The 14411-nt window shown below is 70.0% G+C and carries 16 protein-coding genes; 6 read left to right on the top strand and 10 right to left on the bottom strand.

The genetic code is table 11. From position 1 onward, the window contains the following. Positions 1–30: 30 nt before the first annotated feature. From ACQPZP_RS34660 to ACQPZP_RS34645, 4 genes are all read right to left on the bottom strand, one after another. Entirely contained in the window at positions 31–684 is a 654-nt protein-coding gene (locus tag ACQPZP_RS34660) for a response regulator (protein ID WP_433473905.1), read from the bottom strand. Further along, positions 681–1841, bottom strand: a complete 1161-nt coding sequence (locus ACQPZP_RS34655; RefSeq protein ID WP_433473904.1) for a sensor histidine kinase — start codon at positions 1839–1841, stop codon at positions 681–683. The genes ACQPZP_RS34660 and ACQPZP_RS34655 overlap by 4 nt, the downstream gene beginning before the upstream one ends. Next, on the bottom strand, positions 1838–2356 hold the full coding sequence (locus ACQPZP_RS34650) for a hypothetical protein (protein WP_433473903.1): 519 nt from the start codon (positions 2354–2356) through the stop codon (positions 1838–1840). Before ACQPZP_RS34650 ends, ACQPZP_RS34655 begins: the two co-directional genes overlap by 4 nt. Positions 2357–2562: 206 nt before the next feature. Beyond that, positions 2563–3474: a LysR substrate-binding domain-containing protein gene (locus ACQPZP_RS34645; RefSeq protein WP_433473902.1), complete on the bottom strand. Its 912-nt coding sequence runs from the start codon at positions 3472–3474 to the stop codon at positions 2563–2565. A 71-nt stretch (positions 3475–3545) separates the two neighbouring features. On the opposite strand from ACQPZP_RS34645, the gene ACQPZP_RS34640 reads away from it, so the two are divergent. The 3 genes from ACQPZP_RS34640 (at position 3546) to ACQPZP_RS34630 (ending at position 5596) form a co-directional block, all read left to right on the top strand. Then, the gene (locus ACQPZP_RS34640; protein ID WP_433473901.1) at positions 3546–4595 is read left to right on the top strand and encodes a threonine aldolase family protein; all 1050 of its coding nucleotides are present in this window, start codon (positions 3546–3548) and stop codon (positions 4593–4595) included. A gap of 54 nt (positions 4596–4649) precedes the next feature. After that, positions 4650–4925 (top strand): LacI family DNA-binding transcriptional regulator, encoded by a 276-nt coding sequence (locus tag ACQPZP_RS34635; protein ID WP_433473900.1) that lies wholly within the window; start codon positions 4650–4652, stop codon positions 4923–4925. Positions 4926–4999: 74 nt separating this feature from the next. Next, on the top strand, positions 5000–5596 hold the full coding sequence (locus tag ACQPZP_RS34630) for a substrate-binding domain-containing protein (protein ID WP_433473899.1): 597 nt from the start codon (positions 5000–5002) through the stop codon (positions 5594–5596). On the opposite strand, the gene ACQPZP_RS34625 is transcribed toward ACQPZP_RS34630, so the two are convergent. The 5 genes from ACQPZP_RS34625 to ACQPZP_RS34605 all read right to left on the bottom strand — a co-directional run bounded on the left by ACQPZP_RS34625 (position 5563) and on the right by ACQPZP_RS34605 (position 11972). Further along, positions 5563–6828: a hypothetical protein gene (locus ACQPZP_RS34625; protein ID WP_433473898.1), complete on the bottom strand. Its 1266-nt coding sequence runs from the start codon at positions 6826–6828 to the stop codon at positions 5563–5565. The genes ACQPZP_RS34630 and ACQPZP_RS34625 overlap by 34 nt on opposite strands. A gap of 286 nt (positions 6829–7114) precedes the next feature. Continuing rightward, complete coding sequence (locus ACQPZP_RS34620) at positions 7115–7744, bottom strand: hypothetical protein (RefSeq protein WP_433473897.1); 630 nt, start codon at positions 7742–7744, stop codon at positions 7115–7117. 769 nt (positions 7745–8513) lie between these two features. Then, positions 8514–9551 (bottom strand): VOC family protein, encoded by a 1038-nt coding sequence (locus ACQPZP_RS34615; RefSeq protein WP_433473896.1) that lies wholly within the window; start codon positions 9549–9551, stop codon positions 8514–8516. After that, entirely contained in the window at positions 9541–10398 is an 858-nt protein-coding gene (locus ACQPZP_RS34610; RefSeq protein ID WP_433473895.1) for an alpha/beta fold hydrolase, read from the bottom strand. Before ACQPZP_RS34610 ends, ACQPZP_RS34615 begins: the two co-directional genes overlap by 11 nt. Then, a complete protein-coding gene (locus ACQPZP_RS34605) occupies positions 10395–11972 on the bottom strand; it encodes a bifunctional 3-(3-hydroxy-phenyl)propionate/3-hydroxycinnamic acid hydroxylase (protein WP_433473894.1) in 1578 nt (525 codons plus the stop codon). Before ACQPZP_RS34605 ends, ACQPZP_RS34610 begins: the two co-directional genes overlap by 4 nt. Positions 11973–12168: 196 nt before the next feature. On the opposite strand from ACQPZP_RS34605, the gene ACQPZP_RS34600 reads away from it, so the two are divergent. Then, positions 12169–12786: a dihydrofolate reductase family protein gene (locus ACQPZP_RS34600; protein WP_433473893.1), complete on the top strand. Its 618-nt coding sequence runs from the start codon at positions 12169–12171 to the stop codon at positions 12784–12786. A gap of 39 nt (positions 12787–12825) precedes the next feature. Here ACQPZP_RS34600 and ACQPZP_RS34595 read toward each other — a convergent pair whose 3' ends face one another. Next, positions 12826–13434: a TetR/AcrR family transcriptional regulator gene (locus ACQPZP_RS34595; RefSeq protein WP_433473892.1), complete on the bottom strand. Its 609-nt coding sequence runs from the start codon at positions 13432–13434 to the stop codon at positions 12826–12828. Positions 13435–13505: 71 nt separating this feature from the next. On the opposite strand from ACQPZP_RS34595, the gene ACQPZP_RS34590 reads away from it, so the two are divergent. Next, the gene (locus ACQPZP_RS34590; RefSeq protein ID WP_433473891.1) at positions 13506–13937 is read left to right on the top strand and encodes a nuclear transport factor 2 family protein; all 432 of its coding nucleotides are present in this window, start codon (positions 13506–13508) and stop codon (positions 13935–13937) included. Beyond that, positions 13937–14404, top strand: coding sequence for a nuclear transport factor 2 family protein (locus ACQPZP_RS34585; RefSeq protein WP_433473890.1), 468 nt, complete (start codon positions 13937–13939; stop codon positions 14402–14404). The genes ACQPZP_RS34590 and ACQPZP_RS34585 overlap by 1 nt, the downstream gene beginning before the upstream one ends. The last annotated feature ends 7 nt before the right edge of the window (positions 14405–14411 follow it).

Raw genomic sequence — 14411 nt, 5'->3', positions numbered from 1 at the left:
GACCGTACTTTCGGCCGGTTCGGCCCGCCGTCAGGTGCTCTCCACGATGCGGTTCTCCCACGCCCACGCCGCGATCTGGACCCGGTTGCTCGTCCCGAGCTTGGCCTGGATGCCGGACACGTGGCCCTTCACGGTGCTCAGCGAGATGAACAGCTCGGAGGCGATCTCCTGGTTGGTGCGGCCGCGCGCGACGGCCCGGACGACCTCGATCTCGCGGTCCGACAGCGGCGAGCGCACTGCGGAGCGCGGCTTCGCGGTGGCCGTCATGTGGCGCAGCAGGCGGAGGGTGATCGACGGCGAGACCAGCGCCTCGCCGTTGTGGGCGGCGCGGACCGCCTCCACGAGCAGCGCGGGCCCGGCGTCCTTGAGGACGAACCCCACCGCGCCGCCGTGCAGCGCGCCGTACACGTACTCGTCGAGGTCGAACGTGGTGACCACGATGACCCGCATCGGGTCGCGCACTCCTGGGCCGGCCAGTGCGCGGGTCACCTCGATGCCGTCGAGCAGGGGCATCCTGATGTCCACCACGCAGACGTCGGGGCGCAGCCGCCGGGCCATGGAGACCGCCTCGGCCCCGTCCGCGGCCTCCCCGACGACGCCGATGTCGGGCTGGTCCTCCAGGAGCAGCCGCAGGCCCCGGCGGATCATCGCCTGGTCGTCGGCGAGCAGGACCGAGATGGTCATCCGGGCTCCCTGGTCGGGGCGGGCAGGGCCGGGGCGGGCAGGGTGGCCCGCACGGACCAGCCGCCACCGGTCCGCGGCCCGGCGGACAGCGAGCCGCCGAGCGTCTCGACGCGTTCGCGCATGCCGGTCAAACCGTATCCGCCGCGGTGGTGCCGCCCGGAGCCCGGCGGGCCGTCGTCGACGACCTCGACCGTGACACCCCGCCGGTCCCGGCCGACCGTGACGCCGACCGACCGGGCGTGCGGCGCGTGCCGCAGCACGTTCGTCAGCGCCTCCTGGACGATGCGGTAGACGGTGCTGTTCACCTCCGGCGGCCAGGCCGCCTCCTCGTCCGCGACGCTCAGCCGCACCGGGGGACCCTGCCGGCCGAAACGCTCGACCAGCGCGCCGAGCCGCTCCGGTCCGGGAGACACCGGGGCCGCGTCGTCGGCGTCGCGCAGCAGTCCGACGACCCGCCGCATCGCGGCCAGGGCGTCGGTCCCGGCGTCCTCGATCTCGACGAGGGAGCCGGTCACCTCTCCGGGGTTCCGCCGCGCGACCACCTGGGCCGCCTGCGCCTGGATCAGCATGCCGGTGATGTGGTGGGCCACGACGTCGTGCAATTCCCTGGCGAGCTCCAGCCGCTCGGCCCGGCGCACGCGCTCGGCGGTGGCCCGCGCCCGGGCGTCGAGCAGCCGCAGCGACATCCCGGCCGCCACGGCGGCCAGCCAGACCACGCCGTCCAGCGCCGGCACCGACGAGCCTCCGGAGGACGGCGGCCCGGCGGCGAGCTGACCGGCGGCGATCACCACGAGCCCGCCGCCCGCGACGGCTCCGGCCGGCACGGGCCGAAGGGCACGGATCGCGGAGCCGACCAGCACCGCCAGGCCCAGGGCCATGGCCGGACTGGGTTCGGCGGGCAGGTCCGGGCCGGCCAGGCCAGTGGCCACGATCGTGGTCGCCGCGACACCGAGCCCCGCGACCGCCGTCCAGGCGGGCGAGCGCCGCCGAAGCAGGGCCGGCACGCACACCGCCGCGGCCGCGGCGCAACCCGGGATCCAGTACCACCCGCCCCAGGTCTGCGCGACGGCGACGGCCTGGACGGCGATCGCCGCGAGGAGCGCGGCACCGAGCCCGGCGGCCCAGGCGACCCTGACCCACCGGTCCGGAATGGTCACGTCGGCCAGGCTACCGACCCGCCGGCGCGCCGGCCCTTGTCGTAGAGCCGCAGCGCCGGCCCGAGGACGAGGCCCGCGACCAGGGCCGCGGTGGCCAGGGCCGTCACGCCGTTCGGCCCGGAGAGCCAGGCCGGCATGATGACCATGACGCCGCCCGCGGTGATGGCGACGGCCGGCCACGCCGACAGCGTCCGGAGCGAGGAGCCGACGAGCACGGCGAGGGCCAGGGCCGTCACGGGCGCGGGCTCCTGCGGCCAGTCCGCCGCCGAGGACACCACGGTGGCGGCGGCCGCCACGGTCACACCCGCGGCCGCGGTCCACACCTTCCGCCGCTCGCGCAGCAGCGCAAGCGCACACACCACGACCGCGACGGCGGAGTCATAGGCCCAGTAGGCCTTCCCCCAGCTGGTGACGAGCATGTACGCCGTGAAGGCGATCCCCAGGGCGAACACCACGCCAAGCCCGATATCGGCCACCATTGCGCCCGGCCTCATCGGCCGTTCCACAGGATCCATGCCGTGGAGGCTAGGAAGGGGCGGCGCCGGGAGAATCGGCCGAAAGTACGGGAGCCGGTCGTGCGAGCCGCACTTTGGACCGGTTCCGGTTCCGGTGGCCGGCCGTCGGGCCACGGTTTACGCACACGGGTTGGCCATCGTGAACAGGCCGTGTGAACGACAACGAACCGGTCCGTCTCCGAGAGGGCGGGCCCGTCCTTCGGCGGTCAGCGGGCCTCTGCGTCGGCGGCGGCACGCAGGGCATCGAGGGTGGCCGCGATGGAGGGGCGGTGGGCGGTGCCGCGGCGGGTGGCGGCGAAGACTCGCCGGCATCCGGCAGGGTGCTGGAGTGGCCGGACGGCGGCGCCCGCGAGGTTCTGCCGGACGGCGAGTTCGGGGACGAGCGCGACGCCGAGCCCCGCCGCGACGAGGGCGAAGACCAGCGGATGGGTGTAGGCGTGCGACCCCAGTACGGGCTCGAACCCGGCGGAGCCGCACAGGCGGTGCAGCTCCTCCAGGCAGGTGAGGCCGTCGGGCGGGGCGATCCAGCGCTCGTCGGCCAGGGCGGCGAGATCCACGCCGGCGGCGTCCGCGAGCGGGTGACCCGGCGGCAGGGCGACGCGCAGGGGCTCGGTGTGCAACTCGACGCGGTGCAGGGCCGGGTCGGCGCGGCGCGGCACCAGGTCGTACTCGTGGGCGACCGCCAGGTCGAGGTTGCCGCTCTTCAGCAGGTCCAGGGCGCGTTCAGGTTCGAGTTCCTCGACGTGCACGCGAACCATGGGCAGGCGCGGAGCGAGTTCCGCCAAGGCCACGGCGACGAAGGAGGCCGCGGCGGTGGGGAAGGCGCCGATGCGCAGGCTGCCGCCGTAGCGGCCCTCCATCGCGGCGATGTCGGCGGCGGCCGCTTCGAGCTGGGCAAGGATCGTCTCGGTGTGCGCGACGAGCGTGTGCGCGGCCTCGGTGAGAGCGACCTTGCGCCCCTCGCGTTCGAGCAGCCGCACATCGGCTTCCCGTTCGAGCGCGGCGAGCTGCTGGGAGACGGCGGGCGGGGTGAGGTGCAGCGCACGGGCGGCCGCCGCGATCGTCCCCTGACGTGCGACTTCCCGCAGCACACGGAGACGCCGTACATCGAGCGTCATAAGCTCAGCTTACGTCGATGCGAAAAAAGAACAACTTGTCCTTTCGATGTCCGCGCCTTGAGACTCGCCGTGTGACAGATCTGCGCAGCGACACCCTGACCAGACCCACGGCCGCCATGCGCGCCGTCATCGCCGCCGCGGAGGTGGGCGACGAGCAGCGCGGCGAAGACCCCACCGTCAACCTCCTGCTTGAACGAGTCCGCGCGCTGCTGGGCAAGGAGGCGGCGCTGTTCCTGCCGGGCGGCACCATGTGCAACAACCTCGCCATCGCGGCGCACACTCGCCCCGGCGACGCGATCCTCGCCCACCGCTCCGCGCACATTCTGCGCTCCGAGAGCGCCGGGGCCGCCAGGCTCGCCCAAGTCCAGACCGAGGCTCTCGATGGTGCCCACGGCCGCTTCACCGCGCGGCAGGTCGAGGACGCGGTGACCGCCGGGTCGCGCTACGAACCGGCGACCCGGCTGCTGTGCGTTGAGCAGACCCACAATTTCGGCGGTGGCGCCGTATGGCCGCTGGCAGAGCTGGGCGAGGTCTGCACTGCCGCCCACGCACACGGCCTCGCCGTCCATATGGACGGTGCCCGCCTGCTCAACGCCGCCGTCGCCACCGGCGTCCCCGCCCACGACTTCGCCGCGCATGTGGACTCGGTGTGGATCTGCTTCACCAAAGGCCTCGGTGCGCCCATCGGCGCCGTGCTGGCCGGCACCGAAGAGTTCATCGCCCGCGCCCGCCGGCTGAAGCACGCCTTCGGCGGGGCGCTGCGTCAGGCCGGGATCGCGGCCGCCGGTTGCCTGTACGCGCTCGACCACAACGTCCGGCGCCTCGCCGACGACCACGCGCTGGCCCGGCGCCTCGCCGAGGGCCTGCGGCCCATCGAGGCCGTACGGCTGCACACTCCTCGGCCCGACACCAACATGGTCTTCTTCGACGTGGACGGCTGGAACCACGCCGCGCTCCTGGACGTGCTGGCCACCTACAAGGTCAAGCTCGGGGCCGTGGGCCCACATCTGCGGGCGGTCACCCACCTCGACGTCACCGCCGACGACATCGACCGGGCTCTCGAAGCGATCGTGCTCACCCTGGAGACGCCGCGCCGCTCCTCCTCTCCGGGACGGCCCTGACTCGCACCGCTGTTCATTTGACCCTGCGAGCTGGGGGATGTCCACGATGGCCGCGTGAGTCAACCTTTGCGGCCGGACGCCGCCCGCCGGCGCCGCCGGGGGGACGCGGCCCCGAGCATCAGGGACGTGGCGGCCGCGGCCGGCGTGTCCTACCAGACGGTGTCGCGAGTGCTCAACGACTCGCCGCGGGTGCGCGAGGACACGCGGCGTCAGGTGCTAGAGGCCATGGAGCGGCTGGGGTACCGGCCGAATCGCGCGGCGCAGGCCCTGGGGCTGGGCCGGGCGCGCGCGGTGACCGTGGTGACGTCGAACACGACGCTCTACGGCTAGGCGGCCACGTTGCAGGGCATCGAGGAGTTGGCGCGCGGGCAGGGGCTGGCGGTGGGCGTCCGCGTGATCGAGTCGTGAGCGCCGCCGACGTCAAGCAGGCCGTCGAGTACGCCCGCGATCCCACCGCGGGCGGCGTCGTGGTCGTGGCCTTCGACGCCGATCTGCTCTCGCTGGGGCACCGGACGGTGCATCACGTGGCGATCCCCTCGGAGTCGGGGACGCGGGGCCGCGAGGCCGGGTGGCGGCAGGCCCCCACCGAGACCGCCGCGCCGGCCCCCGAGGCCGTGCACGCCGGATGGGACGCACGGTCGGCCTACGAGGCGGGCCGCGTCCTGGCGGAGGACGGCGACGTCACGGCGATTCTCTGCGGCAACGACGACACCGCGCCGGCGGTGCGCCGGGCGCTGTACGACGCCGGCCGCGACGTCCCGGGGGAGGTGAGCCTGGTCGGTTTCGACGACGTGCCCGGCTCCGCCTACTTTCGTACTGCCGCTGCGTCAGTTCGGGCTCGCCGGCAGCGCGGTCGGGATGATCGGCGTCTACCCCTGCTGCGTCCCGTGCTGGCGACCGCGACGATCCTGGTCTGCCTGTATCTCGGGAATCACCAGCGGCGCGGTGAAGTGGGGCGTGACACCGCTCAGGGGCCGCATTTGCCGACGGGGACGCCGTAGAGCGCACGCATCCTCTTGTGCTCGGCGACCGTCCAGATGCGTCCCTGGGCGCGGTAACAGGCCAGGTCTTCGGGGCCCTTGGCGAGAGGCTGGGTGCCCTTCTTCTCCCATCGGCCCTTGCTCCGGCTCCACACGGCATGCAGGAGGACCCCCGGGTGGGGGCCCTTGCCCTCGCCCTTGGAGTAGTGGCCGAACCACGCGTGTTCATTCCCGCCGCCGCGAATCGCGGTCGCACCGCCCTGGACCCGCTTGACCGGCAGGGGCGAGACCGCGAGCGCGCGGGCGCGCCCGTCGCCGCCGGTCCGGGGCTTCCCGTTCCGCAGCGCCCAGGTGGCCATACGGCCGTTCGGCCCCTTCTTGCGCGAGTCCTTCGGCTCAGGGCAGTACTCGCCGGTGACCAGGGAGTCCACCGAGCTGCGGTCGACCGACACCCAGGACCATTTGGGCGGGCCACCGGTCTCGCACTTCTTCAGCGGCCCCTTGCCCTTTGCGTTCACCCAGCTGCCGACCTGCGGCATCACATACCGGTAGCCGTGTCCGTAGTAGGTCTTGCCGTGCAGGCCGACCCGGCCCTTCTTCTTGGTGGTGCCGTTCTTGCTCTTGCCGAGGTCGTAGATCTGCCGCATGTCGAACACCCGCAGACCGAGCCGGGTCTCGGCGACGTAGAGGTAATTGCCGTACCAGGCGACGCCGCCCGCGTGGCTGTCGATGTCCCTGTAGCTGGGCTTCTTGCCCTTCATGCCGGGCATGACCAGCAGCACATGCCGATACGTGCGCTTTTGAAGGTTGACGAACGTCACGCGGATGTTGCCGGCTTTCGGTGCGTACCAGGTGACCACCATGGTGTTCCTGGCGCTGCCCCATTTCTCGTTGTCCTTGGCGTCGGAGACGCTCGAAACGCCCTGCGGGATCCACTTCGCCTTGGTGGAGTCCGCACCGCCCGCCCAGCAGTACGCGAGCGCCTTGCGCGGAACCTTGGCCGTTCGCGGCGGGCAGCCTTTCGAACCCCTCGCGCGGAGCCTGCGGTTGCCCTTTTTGAGCAGCGACTGGACGCCGCTCTTCTTCAGCTTCCTGTCGAGCGCTTTGACGACCTTGACCTTGCTTTTGCCCCTCTTGATCACGAAGTCGGCCTTGTCGGGGGCGGCGGCGGAGATTTTGGCGTTGGAGCCGTCCGATGTCGCAGGAAGAGCGTGAACACCGCCGGTCGCCATGACCGGCAGGGCCACGCTCACGGCGCCGACACTCAGTGTGCGCCGGTAGTTCACTCGATCACCTCCAGGGGAAGCAAGGACCGTAACATTCGCTGACTCCTCACCCAAGAACACGCTTTGTAAGGAGGAAACGACCCTGCGACGACAAGAGGAGGTCGGGCGCTCATTCCGGGACCGTGTGATCACGGTCGGTGATAAATTATTTGGATCGCGATCTTTCGAATGGGGCCGTTCGTCCGACCCGGGTCGGAGCGAACGGCCCCATCGAGCGCTCAGCGTCAATGGTGAGCGGAGGTGCGGCCGGGGGTCAGCTCGACGCCCAGAGCTGCTCGCCGTTGGCGCCGACGAGCTGGTAGGTGGCGTTGACCGTCGCGGTGGCCGGGCAGAGGCCGGATCCGCTCTTCTTGTTCACGGTGCCATTGCTGATCTGGGCCTGCGCCTGGGCGACCGAGGTGTTGGGCCGGTTGGGGTTGTCGGGGTTGTACCCGTTGCCGGTGAGGGTTCCGCTGTAGACGCAGCTGATGCCGAAGACGGTCGCGCCGACGGTGAAGTTGCCGACGGTGATGGTGCCGTCCCTGCCGCCGGAGACCGGGGCGTAGACCACTGAACCACCCGTCCAGGGCAGGCTCTGGGCGGTCACGGTCACGCTGCCCAGGCTGCTGGTGCAGCCGCTGAAGGACGCGGATGTGACGTTCAGGTTGGTGCCGTCCGAGTTGACCGTGCCCGACTGGACGGCGGAGGTGCAGGTGGCGTTGCTCAGCGAGGTCGTCACGGTGACGTTGCCCAGGTTCGTGGCGGTGACGCCGCCGGAGTAGAGGGGGCCGCTGATGCTGCCGCTGTGGATGGTCGTCCCGGCGGCGGACGCCGGCGACATCATCAGGGCGAAGGCGGAGGCGGATGCGGCTCCTACCACGGCGAGGGTGCGGATGCGTGACACCTGTGGCTCCTTTCGGGAGGTGCCAAAATGGGGTGGTGACGAAACTTATTTCATTTTTGTCATGCAAATTCAAGTGCGTTACAAAATTGAGACACTTGCACGTGTCCAAAGTGTTGACGGCAATTGGATTTGGGCATGCGGAGTCGCACGCGTCGGAATCGACGCGTGTTCGGGTTGGGCGTGGGTTCTAGGCGGAGAGCGGTTTTCGAGCCATTCCGCTCAGCGTGAACGACAGGGCGCTCGGCGGGATTTCGAGGCGGCACCACTGATCGATCCGGGATCACCGCGGCTCGGCGACACCCGTGTCCGGTCGACGTCGCGTGCGGTCGCGCGTCCGGTACCGTGCGGCGCGGCCGCACCCGCACAGGCGTCCGTGGCCGTCGTGATCGGTCTTCTCCAGTGCACGCGTGCTCCCACGGGTCCCGGGTATGCGGCAGGAACCAGTACGAGGCACGCGCCGTTCGACGCTGGAAATCACGGCCGGGATACGGCCGGGATGTCAGCGAAGATGCCTCACGTGATGACCACAATGAAGCGCGAAGTCGAACCGGTCAAGACCGGCTGTCATTTTTCATCAAAGGTCCGCAGAATGTGGTCGCACATGTTCGCTGTGCACACAGGTCGGCATACGGACTTCCAGCGGATTGATCTGCGAAAAGGTCGTGTTCCCGGCGCGGCCGGCGGGTGCGTCAATGCGGCGAGGTCAGAAACCTGCAGGAACTTCTTGGTTTCGTTGAGTAGACGCCTCGGCAGGAGTGCGGGCCACGGCTCATGCACGCCGCTTGAGGCGACGGGTGGCGGCTCGGTCGTCCGGGGTTCCCTTTCCGCTGAGCGCCGGCACGGTCTGCTCGTCGCGGGTGAGCGATGTCGCGGCCTGGCGGAACTGGGTGAGCTTGTCGATGACGGTCTGCCCCACGGGCGTGTGGCCCCAGATGCTGATGCCGCGGTGGGTGCTCGGCTCCCAGGTGGTCTCGTCGATGACGAGGGGATTCCAGCCGACCTCCCATTCGAAGCCGGACGGCGTCACGGCGTAGTAGGAGAGCTCCCGGTCGTTCGTGTGCTGTCCGATCGACAGGGCCGTCCGGAAGCCGAGTTCTTTGACGCGCTGGTAGGAGCGTGTCATGTCGTCGAGTTCGGCGACCTGGATGTTGAGGTGCTGGACGCGGGTGCGGATCGGATCCAGGCGCAGGCCGCGGGTGGCGGCGATCGCGATGGAGTGGTGGCGGCGGTTGACCCGCAGGAAACGGATCTTGAGTTTGACGCCGCTGATGGTCTCGTCGATGTAGTCGGTGAGGCGGGCGTCGAAGACCGTGGTGAAGTAACCGCGCAGTTCGGCGGGTCTGGTGGAGGTGAGCGCGATGTGACCCATGCCGTCCTCGCCGGTCACGAAGCCGCCGGTGCGCAGTGCAGGTGGTTCGGACGCCAGGCGCGGGCGCGTGAAGATCTCCTGGGTGATTCCCTTGGGGCCGGGGAAGCGCCAGAGGCGTTCGACCCCGCGCAGGGCCGCTTCGTCCGATGTGCCTTCGGAGAGAGGGACGCCGTTGTCGCGCACCCGGGCGAGGATCCGGTCGAAGGCGGCGTGGTCGTCGATGTGCCAGCCGACGGCGGTGACGTCCTCGGCCGGTCCGCGTTTCAGCAGGAAGCGGCACTGGTGGTCGTCCAGGCGGAACCGCATGGCGGAGGCGTCGAGAGGGTCGGCGTGCATGCCGATGGCGTCGGCGCCGAAGCGGTGCCAGTCGGCGAACCTGTCGGTCTCGACCACGATGTATCCCAGATGGGTGTGGCCGAAGAGGGAGTCATCGTCCATCGAAGAACTCCCGAACGGTCTTGTTGAACAGCTCGGGCCGCTCCCACTGCACCCAGTGGCCCGTGTTCGCCAACATCAGCAGGTCGCAGTCGGGCATTGTCGCGGCCAGGGTGGGGCCGCCGCTCGGGCGGTTGACTTTGTCTCCGGCTCCCCAGATGACCAGGGTGGGCGTCTTCAGCGTGGCCAGGCGGCGGTCACGGGTGAAGTCCATGCGCCACAGAGTGCGCAGCGCGAAGGGACCGGACGGGCGCCGGAGCGGCGGGTCCGCCATGACCGCGGGATCGATGCTGTCTCGATAGCGGGCCTCGATCACCTCGTCCGGAATGGCGGATCCGTCATGGACGAGATAACGACGAATGAACGTTGCGAGCTTGTCGCGTGACGGGCCGTTTCCGCCGTAGTAGGACAGCAGGCTCCGAAGTCCCGGGGTGGGGAGCGCCCGGGTGGTGCCGACGCCGCCGGGGCCCATCAGGACCATCCGGTCCACGCGGTCGGGGGTGTCCAGCGTGAGACGCAGGGCCGCGGCGCCGCCGTAGGAGTTGCCGACCAGGTGGGCCGATTGGAGCCCGAGCTCGTCGAGGAGGCCGCGGACGGCGGCTGCGAGGTGGCCGAAGGGGTCACGCTGATCGACGTGCTTGGTGGAGCGGCCATAGCCGGGCAGGTCCGGCACGATGACCCGGTAGTGCTCGGCCAGGGCGTCGATGTTGCGGACGTAGTTGGACACGCCGGATGCTCCCGGCCCTCCGCCGTGCAGCAGGACCAGGGTCGGACCACTCCCGGCCTCGGCGACGAAGACGTCCTGCCCACCCGCGTGGACGGTCTTCTCGGACAACGGTGTGCTGGTCATGAGGTCTGCTCCGGTAGTGCATGAGTCGGTGTGAGCGGGGAGAGCGGAGGGGAGGGCAAGGGGCGCCGCGCGGTCGCGGCGGCGTAGACGACGCGGTCCGGCCGGAGCACCAGCGACACGGCCCGCATGCGCCGCATCCACCTGGTCAGCGTGCCGTCGGCGTCCACGATCGCGCCCGCGCGGGGAGCGGAATCAGCGGGCAGAATCTGCATGACGACGTCCGCCGCGGCTTGCCAAGCCCCGTGCGGGACGGGGCCGAGATGGAGCACTGACCAGCCCGCATACAGGACGTCGTCCAGCCGTCGCCGGGTCCCGGACTCGTCCAGAACCCAGGGCTGGGGCGCCTTGCGGCCGGGAGCCGTCGTGCCGTGCGACTTGTGGAAGAAGCCGCTGCGGTAGCGGCAGGCCGGGATCCATGCGGCGCCCTGGAAAGCGCGGTCGACGCGTCCCAGCCTGCGCAGTCCCCGGAAGGCGGGATCGCGGAGCGCGGTCAGCCACGCCCGCCGCTCGGTGATGATGTGCCCGACCAGGACGGCACGCCTGGTCATGTTCCGCACGTGCGGGGCGCGTTCCTCCTGGTAGCTGTCCAGAAGCGGGTCCGGCGACGCTCCGGCGAGGACGGCGGCCAGCTTCCAGCACAGGTTCGCCGCGTCGCGGACGCCGGCGGCCATGCCCTGCCCGATCCATGGCGGCATGACGTGCGCGGCGTCGCCGGCCAGGAAGATCCGCCCGATCCGCCAGCGGTCGGCGAAGCGGACGTGGTGGCTGTAGACGACCGCGCGCAGGACCGACACGTGTTCGCCGGTGATGCCCTGCCGGCCCAGCAGCCGCCAGACGGCCGCGTCGGTCACCAGTTCCTTCTCGTCCTCGCCCGGCAGAACCGGGAACTCCCAGCGATGGTGTCCGAGCGGTGTCGGGCAGTCGACCGCCGGACGGTCCGGGTCGCAGTGGAAGCGCAGCCGGTCGTGGCCGGGCCATTCCTTGACGAGCTCGGTGTCGATGACCAGCCAGCGGTCCTCGTAGGTACGTCCCTCGAAGCCGACGCCCAGCCGGCCCCGGGTGGGGCTGGAACCACCGTCGGCCGCGATGGCATAGGACGCCCGCACCCGGGTCAGCCGGTCCTGCCCCGACCGGGCGATCAGCAACTCGACGCCCTGGTCGTCCTGGCTCACCCGCAGGCACTCGTGCTCCAGCAGCACGTCCACATTCGGGTACCGCTCGACGCCCTCGCGAAGCGTGCGTTCCAATGCCGGTTGGTAGATGAACATCTGCGGCGGATGCCCCTGACCGCGCGGCGTGGGGACGGCGCTGATGAACGACCGGCCGCCGGCGTCGACGAAGTCGATCGGCCTGTCGGGCAGCATGTCCCGCTTCAACCGTTCCGCGAGCCCGATCTCCTGCCAGACGCGCATCACCTCCTCGTCCGTCGAGATCGCCCGCGCGCGGCCGAAGACGGACGCGTCGCGCTCCACGACCACGACGGACACGCCCAGCGCGCCGAGCAGGTTCGCGGCCGTCACGCCGGTGGGGCCATAGCCGATCACGGCCACGTCGTACTGCGGACATTCGGACACGACGGTGCGCCTCCCTGCGGTGTCTCCGGCACTCGGCAGCCTGTAACGATCGGTACAGTCCGGAACGATGGTTCCAGAGAGTATGTGCCCGCGAAGACGGCGTCAACAGCCCCGGCATGCGGCCCGATGAGTTCTGGTGACGGCGCTGGTCGAATCCGGTGAGCACTGTTCGTCGCGATGTCCGAGGAGCATCAGGATGCGGAAGATCACTGCAGGGCTGTTCATCTCGATCGACGGAGTCGTCGAAGACCCGCAGGACTGGCATTTCCCGTACTTCAACGAGGAGATGGGCCAGGCCGTCGACGCCCAACTGGGTTCGGCCGGCACCCTCCTGCTCGGCCGCAGGACCTACGACAGCTTCGCGGGGGCGTGGCCGGACCGGGAGAAGGCGGGCGGCGAAGACGCCGACTTCGCCAAGAAGCTCGGGGACGCCCGCAAGATCGTGGTGTCAGGCCAGGAACTCCACTTCACCTGGCGCAACTCCGAGCAGCTCCAAGGCGACCTCATCGAGGCCGTGACCGCGTTGAAGAAGGAACCGTCCACGTCGGACATCGGGATGAGCGGGTCGGTCTCGATCGTCCGCCGGCTCCTGGCGGCGGGCCTCCTCGACGAGCTGCACCTGCTGGTGCATCCGATCGCCGTGCGCAAGGGAATGCGGCTGTTCGAGGACGCCGACACGCCGCTGCCGCTGAAGCTCATCTCCTCCAAGACCTTCGCGACCGGCGTCGTCCACCTGGTCTATCGCCTGGACGACGACGCTCCGGCCGGCGACTACGAGACGGCCAAGGCGAGCCTTCCGCAGTCCGACGAGTAGGGCGTGCCGCCCCGACGCTGAGCGCCATGTGGCAGGCCGTCAGCGAGCCAGCAGTCCGTTGGCGATGATGTCGGTGGCGGTGTGCACCAGCCTGCGGAGTTCGGGCTCGGAACGTCGCAGGCTGTCGGGCCGCCAGCCGAGGCTGATGACCCCGTTCCAGGCCGCCCACAGGACGGTGGCGGCTTCCTCCGGGTCGACGGCCCGTATCGCGCCCGCGTCCATCGCACGGCGAAGGGCCTCCACCATCCGCCGGTTCTGTCCGTCGACCGAACGGGCCAGGCGTTCGGCGACCTCGCGTCCGGCCGGATATTGCCCCGGTTCGCCCGGGAAGGCCAGCATCCGGAAGTACTCCGGATACGCCAGGTAGAACTCCAGGTACTCGTCCGCGGCGGCGTACAGCTGTTCGACCGGCGTGCGCTCCTCCCCGTAGGCGCGGTCCATGTGGTCGCGGTCGACGCCGAGGGCCTGCTCGACGACGGCCGCGTGCAGCCCCGACTTCGACCCGAAATGGTTGTAGATCGAACCGACGGCCACCCCGGCCTTCCGGGCGATCTCCTCGACGGTCACCTCGTCCGCGCCGCGCGTGCTGAAGATCTCCTCAGCGGCCCGCAGCAGGGCCTCGACCGTGCGCTGTCTCCGCGGATCCATGTCGTCTGCTACCGTACCCGGCAGGTTCTTGTAATGATTACAAGATCATCCGAAAGGGTGGGCGAGAAGCCATGACCGTCACCGAAAAGGAACTCCTGCGGATCGTCGACGACTACGGCCAAGCGTGGAATTCCCACGACGTGGACGAAATCATGGCGATGCATACCGAGGACACCGTGTTCCGCCTGCATTTGCTGGGCTCGTCCGAGGTCACCGGCAAGGCCGAAGTCCGTGAGGTCTTCGCGGGGCTGCTGGCACTTTGGCCGGACATCCATTTCGCCACGGACAGGATCAGCGTCGGACCCGATTTCTTCGTGCACCAGTGCTCGATCACCACGACTCTGGCCGCCCCGCTTCCGCTCGGCGGATCGGTCCTCCAGCCGACCGGGAAACCGATGCGGTTCAGCGGGGTCGATGTGATCGGCATGTCCGGGAAGCTGGTACACCGCAAGGAGACCTACCTCGACGTCGCCGCCGCGATGCAGGAGCTCGGAGCGCTGTAATGGTCGACTGGCGCAGCGTTCACCAGACCCTCGTCGAGGGTTTCGCCGCGAGCTGGGACAAGCCACACCCTCGTGCCTGGGATGACTTCCTGGTCGAGGACGTCGAGCTCAACCAGCCGCTGATACCCAAGATCAGGGGGCGACGCAAATGGTGGGAGGAGTCCGGTCGGCTCCTCGCGCTCCTCCCCGATCTCCGCAGCGACGTCGTGGGGTGGTCCGGATGCGATGACATTCTGTTCATCGAACACCGGTTCAGCGCAACCGTCGGTCGGATACCTGCACAGATCCCTGCCGTGGACAAAATCTGGATGACCGAATCCGGAAAAGTCCTCCGCCGGGACGCGTTCTTCGACCCGCTTCCATTCGCGCAACTGGTACTGCGGCAGCCCTCCGCCTGGCTGCCTTGGTGGCGATCCGGCCTCGAACCTCTGGCCGCCCGCCGTCGCTTCCGCACCAATCGCGCGTAACGAAGGG

The organism is Spirillospora sp. CA-142024, from assembly GCF_050942325.1.
Taxonomy (GTDB): domain Bacteria; phylum Actinomycetota; class Actinomycetes; order Streptosporangiales; family Streptosporangiaceae; genus Spirillospora.
Note: the sequence above shows the minus strand (reverse complement) of the source record. Positions and strands in the feature narration are given on the sequence as shown.

Excerpts from the sequence above, each read along its gene's own strand:
- ACQPZP_RS34615 (WP_433473896.1), bottom strand. The coding sequence starts at position 9,551 with ATGGACGATGACTCCCTCTTCGGCCACACCCATCTGGGATACATCGTG.
- ACQPZP_RS34600 (WP_433473893.1), top strand. The coding sequence starts at position 12,169 with ATGCGGAAGATCACTGCAGGGCTGTTCATCTCGATCGACGGAGTCGTC.
- ACQPZP_RS34650 (WP_433473903.1), bottom strand. The coding sequence starts at position 2,356 with ATGGATCCTGTGGAACGGCCGATGAGGCCGGGCGCAATGGTGGCCGAT.
- ACQPZP_RS34595 (WP_433473892.1), bottom strand. The coding sequence starts at position 13,434 with ATGGATCCGCGGAGACAGCGCACGGTCGAGGCCCTGCTGCGGGCCGCT.
- ACQPZP_RS34660 (WP_433473905.1), bottom strand. The coding sequence starts at position 684 with ATGACCATCTCGGTCCTGCTCGCCGACGACCAGGCGATGATCCGCCGG.
- ACQPZP_RS34585 (WP_433473890.1), top strand. The coding sequence starts at position 13,937 with ATGGTCGACTGGCGCAGCGTTCACCAGACCCTCGTCGAGGGTTTCGCC.
- ACQPZP_RS34645 (WP_433473902.1), bottom strand. The coding sequence starts at position 3,474 with ATGACGCTCGATGTACGGCGTCTCCGTGTGCTGCGGGAAGTCGCACGT.
- ACQPZP_RS34610 (WP_433473895.1), bottom strand. The coding sequence starts at position 10,398 with ATGACCAGCACACCGTTGTCCGAGAAGACCGTCCACGCGGGTGGGCAG.
- ACQPZP_RS34590 (WP_433473891.1), top strand. The coding sequence starts at position 13,506 with ATGACCGTCACCGAAAAGGAACTCCTGCGGATCGTCGACGACTACGGC.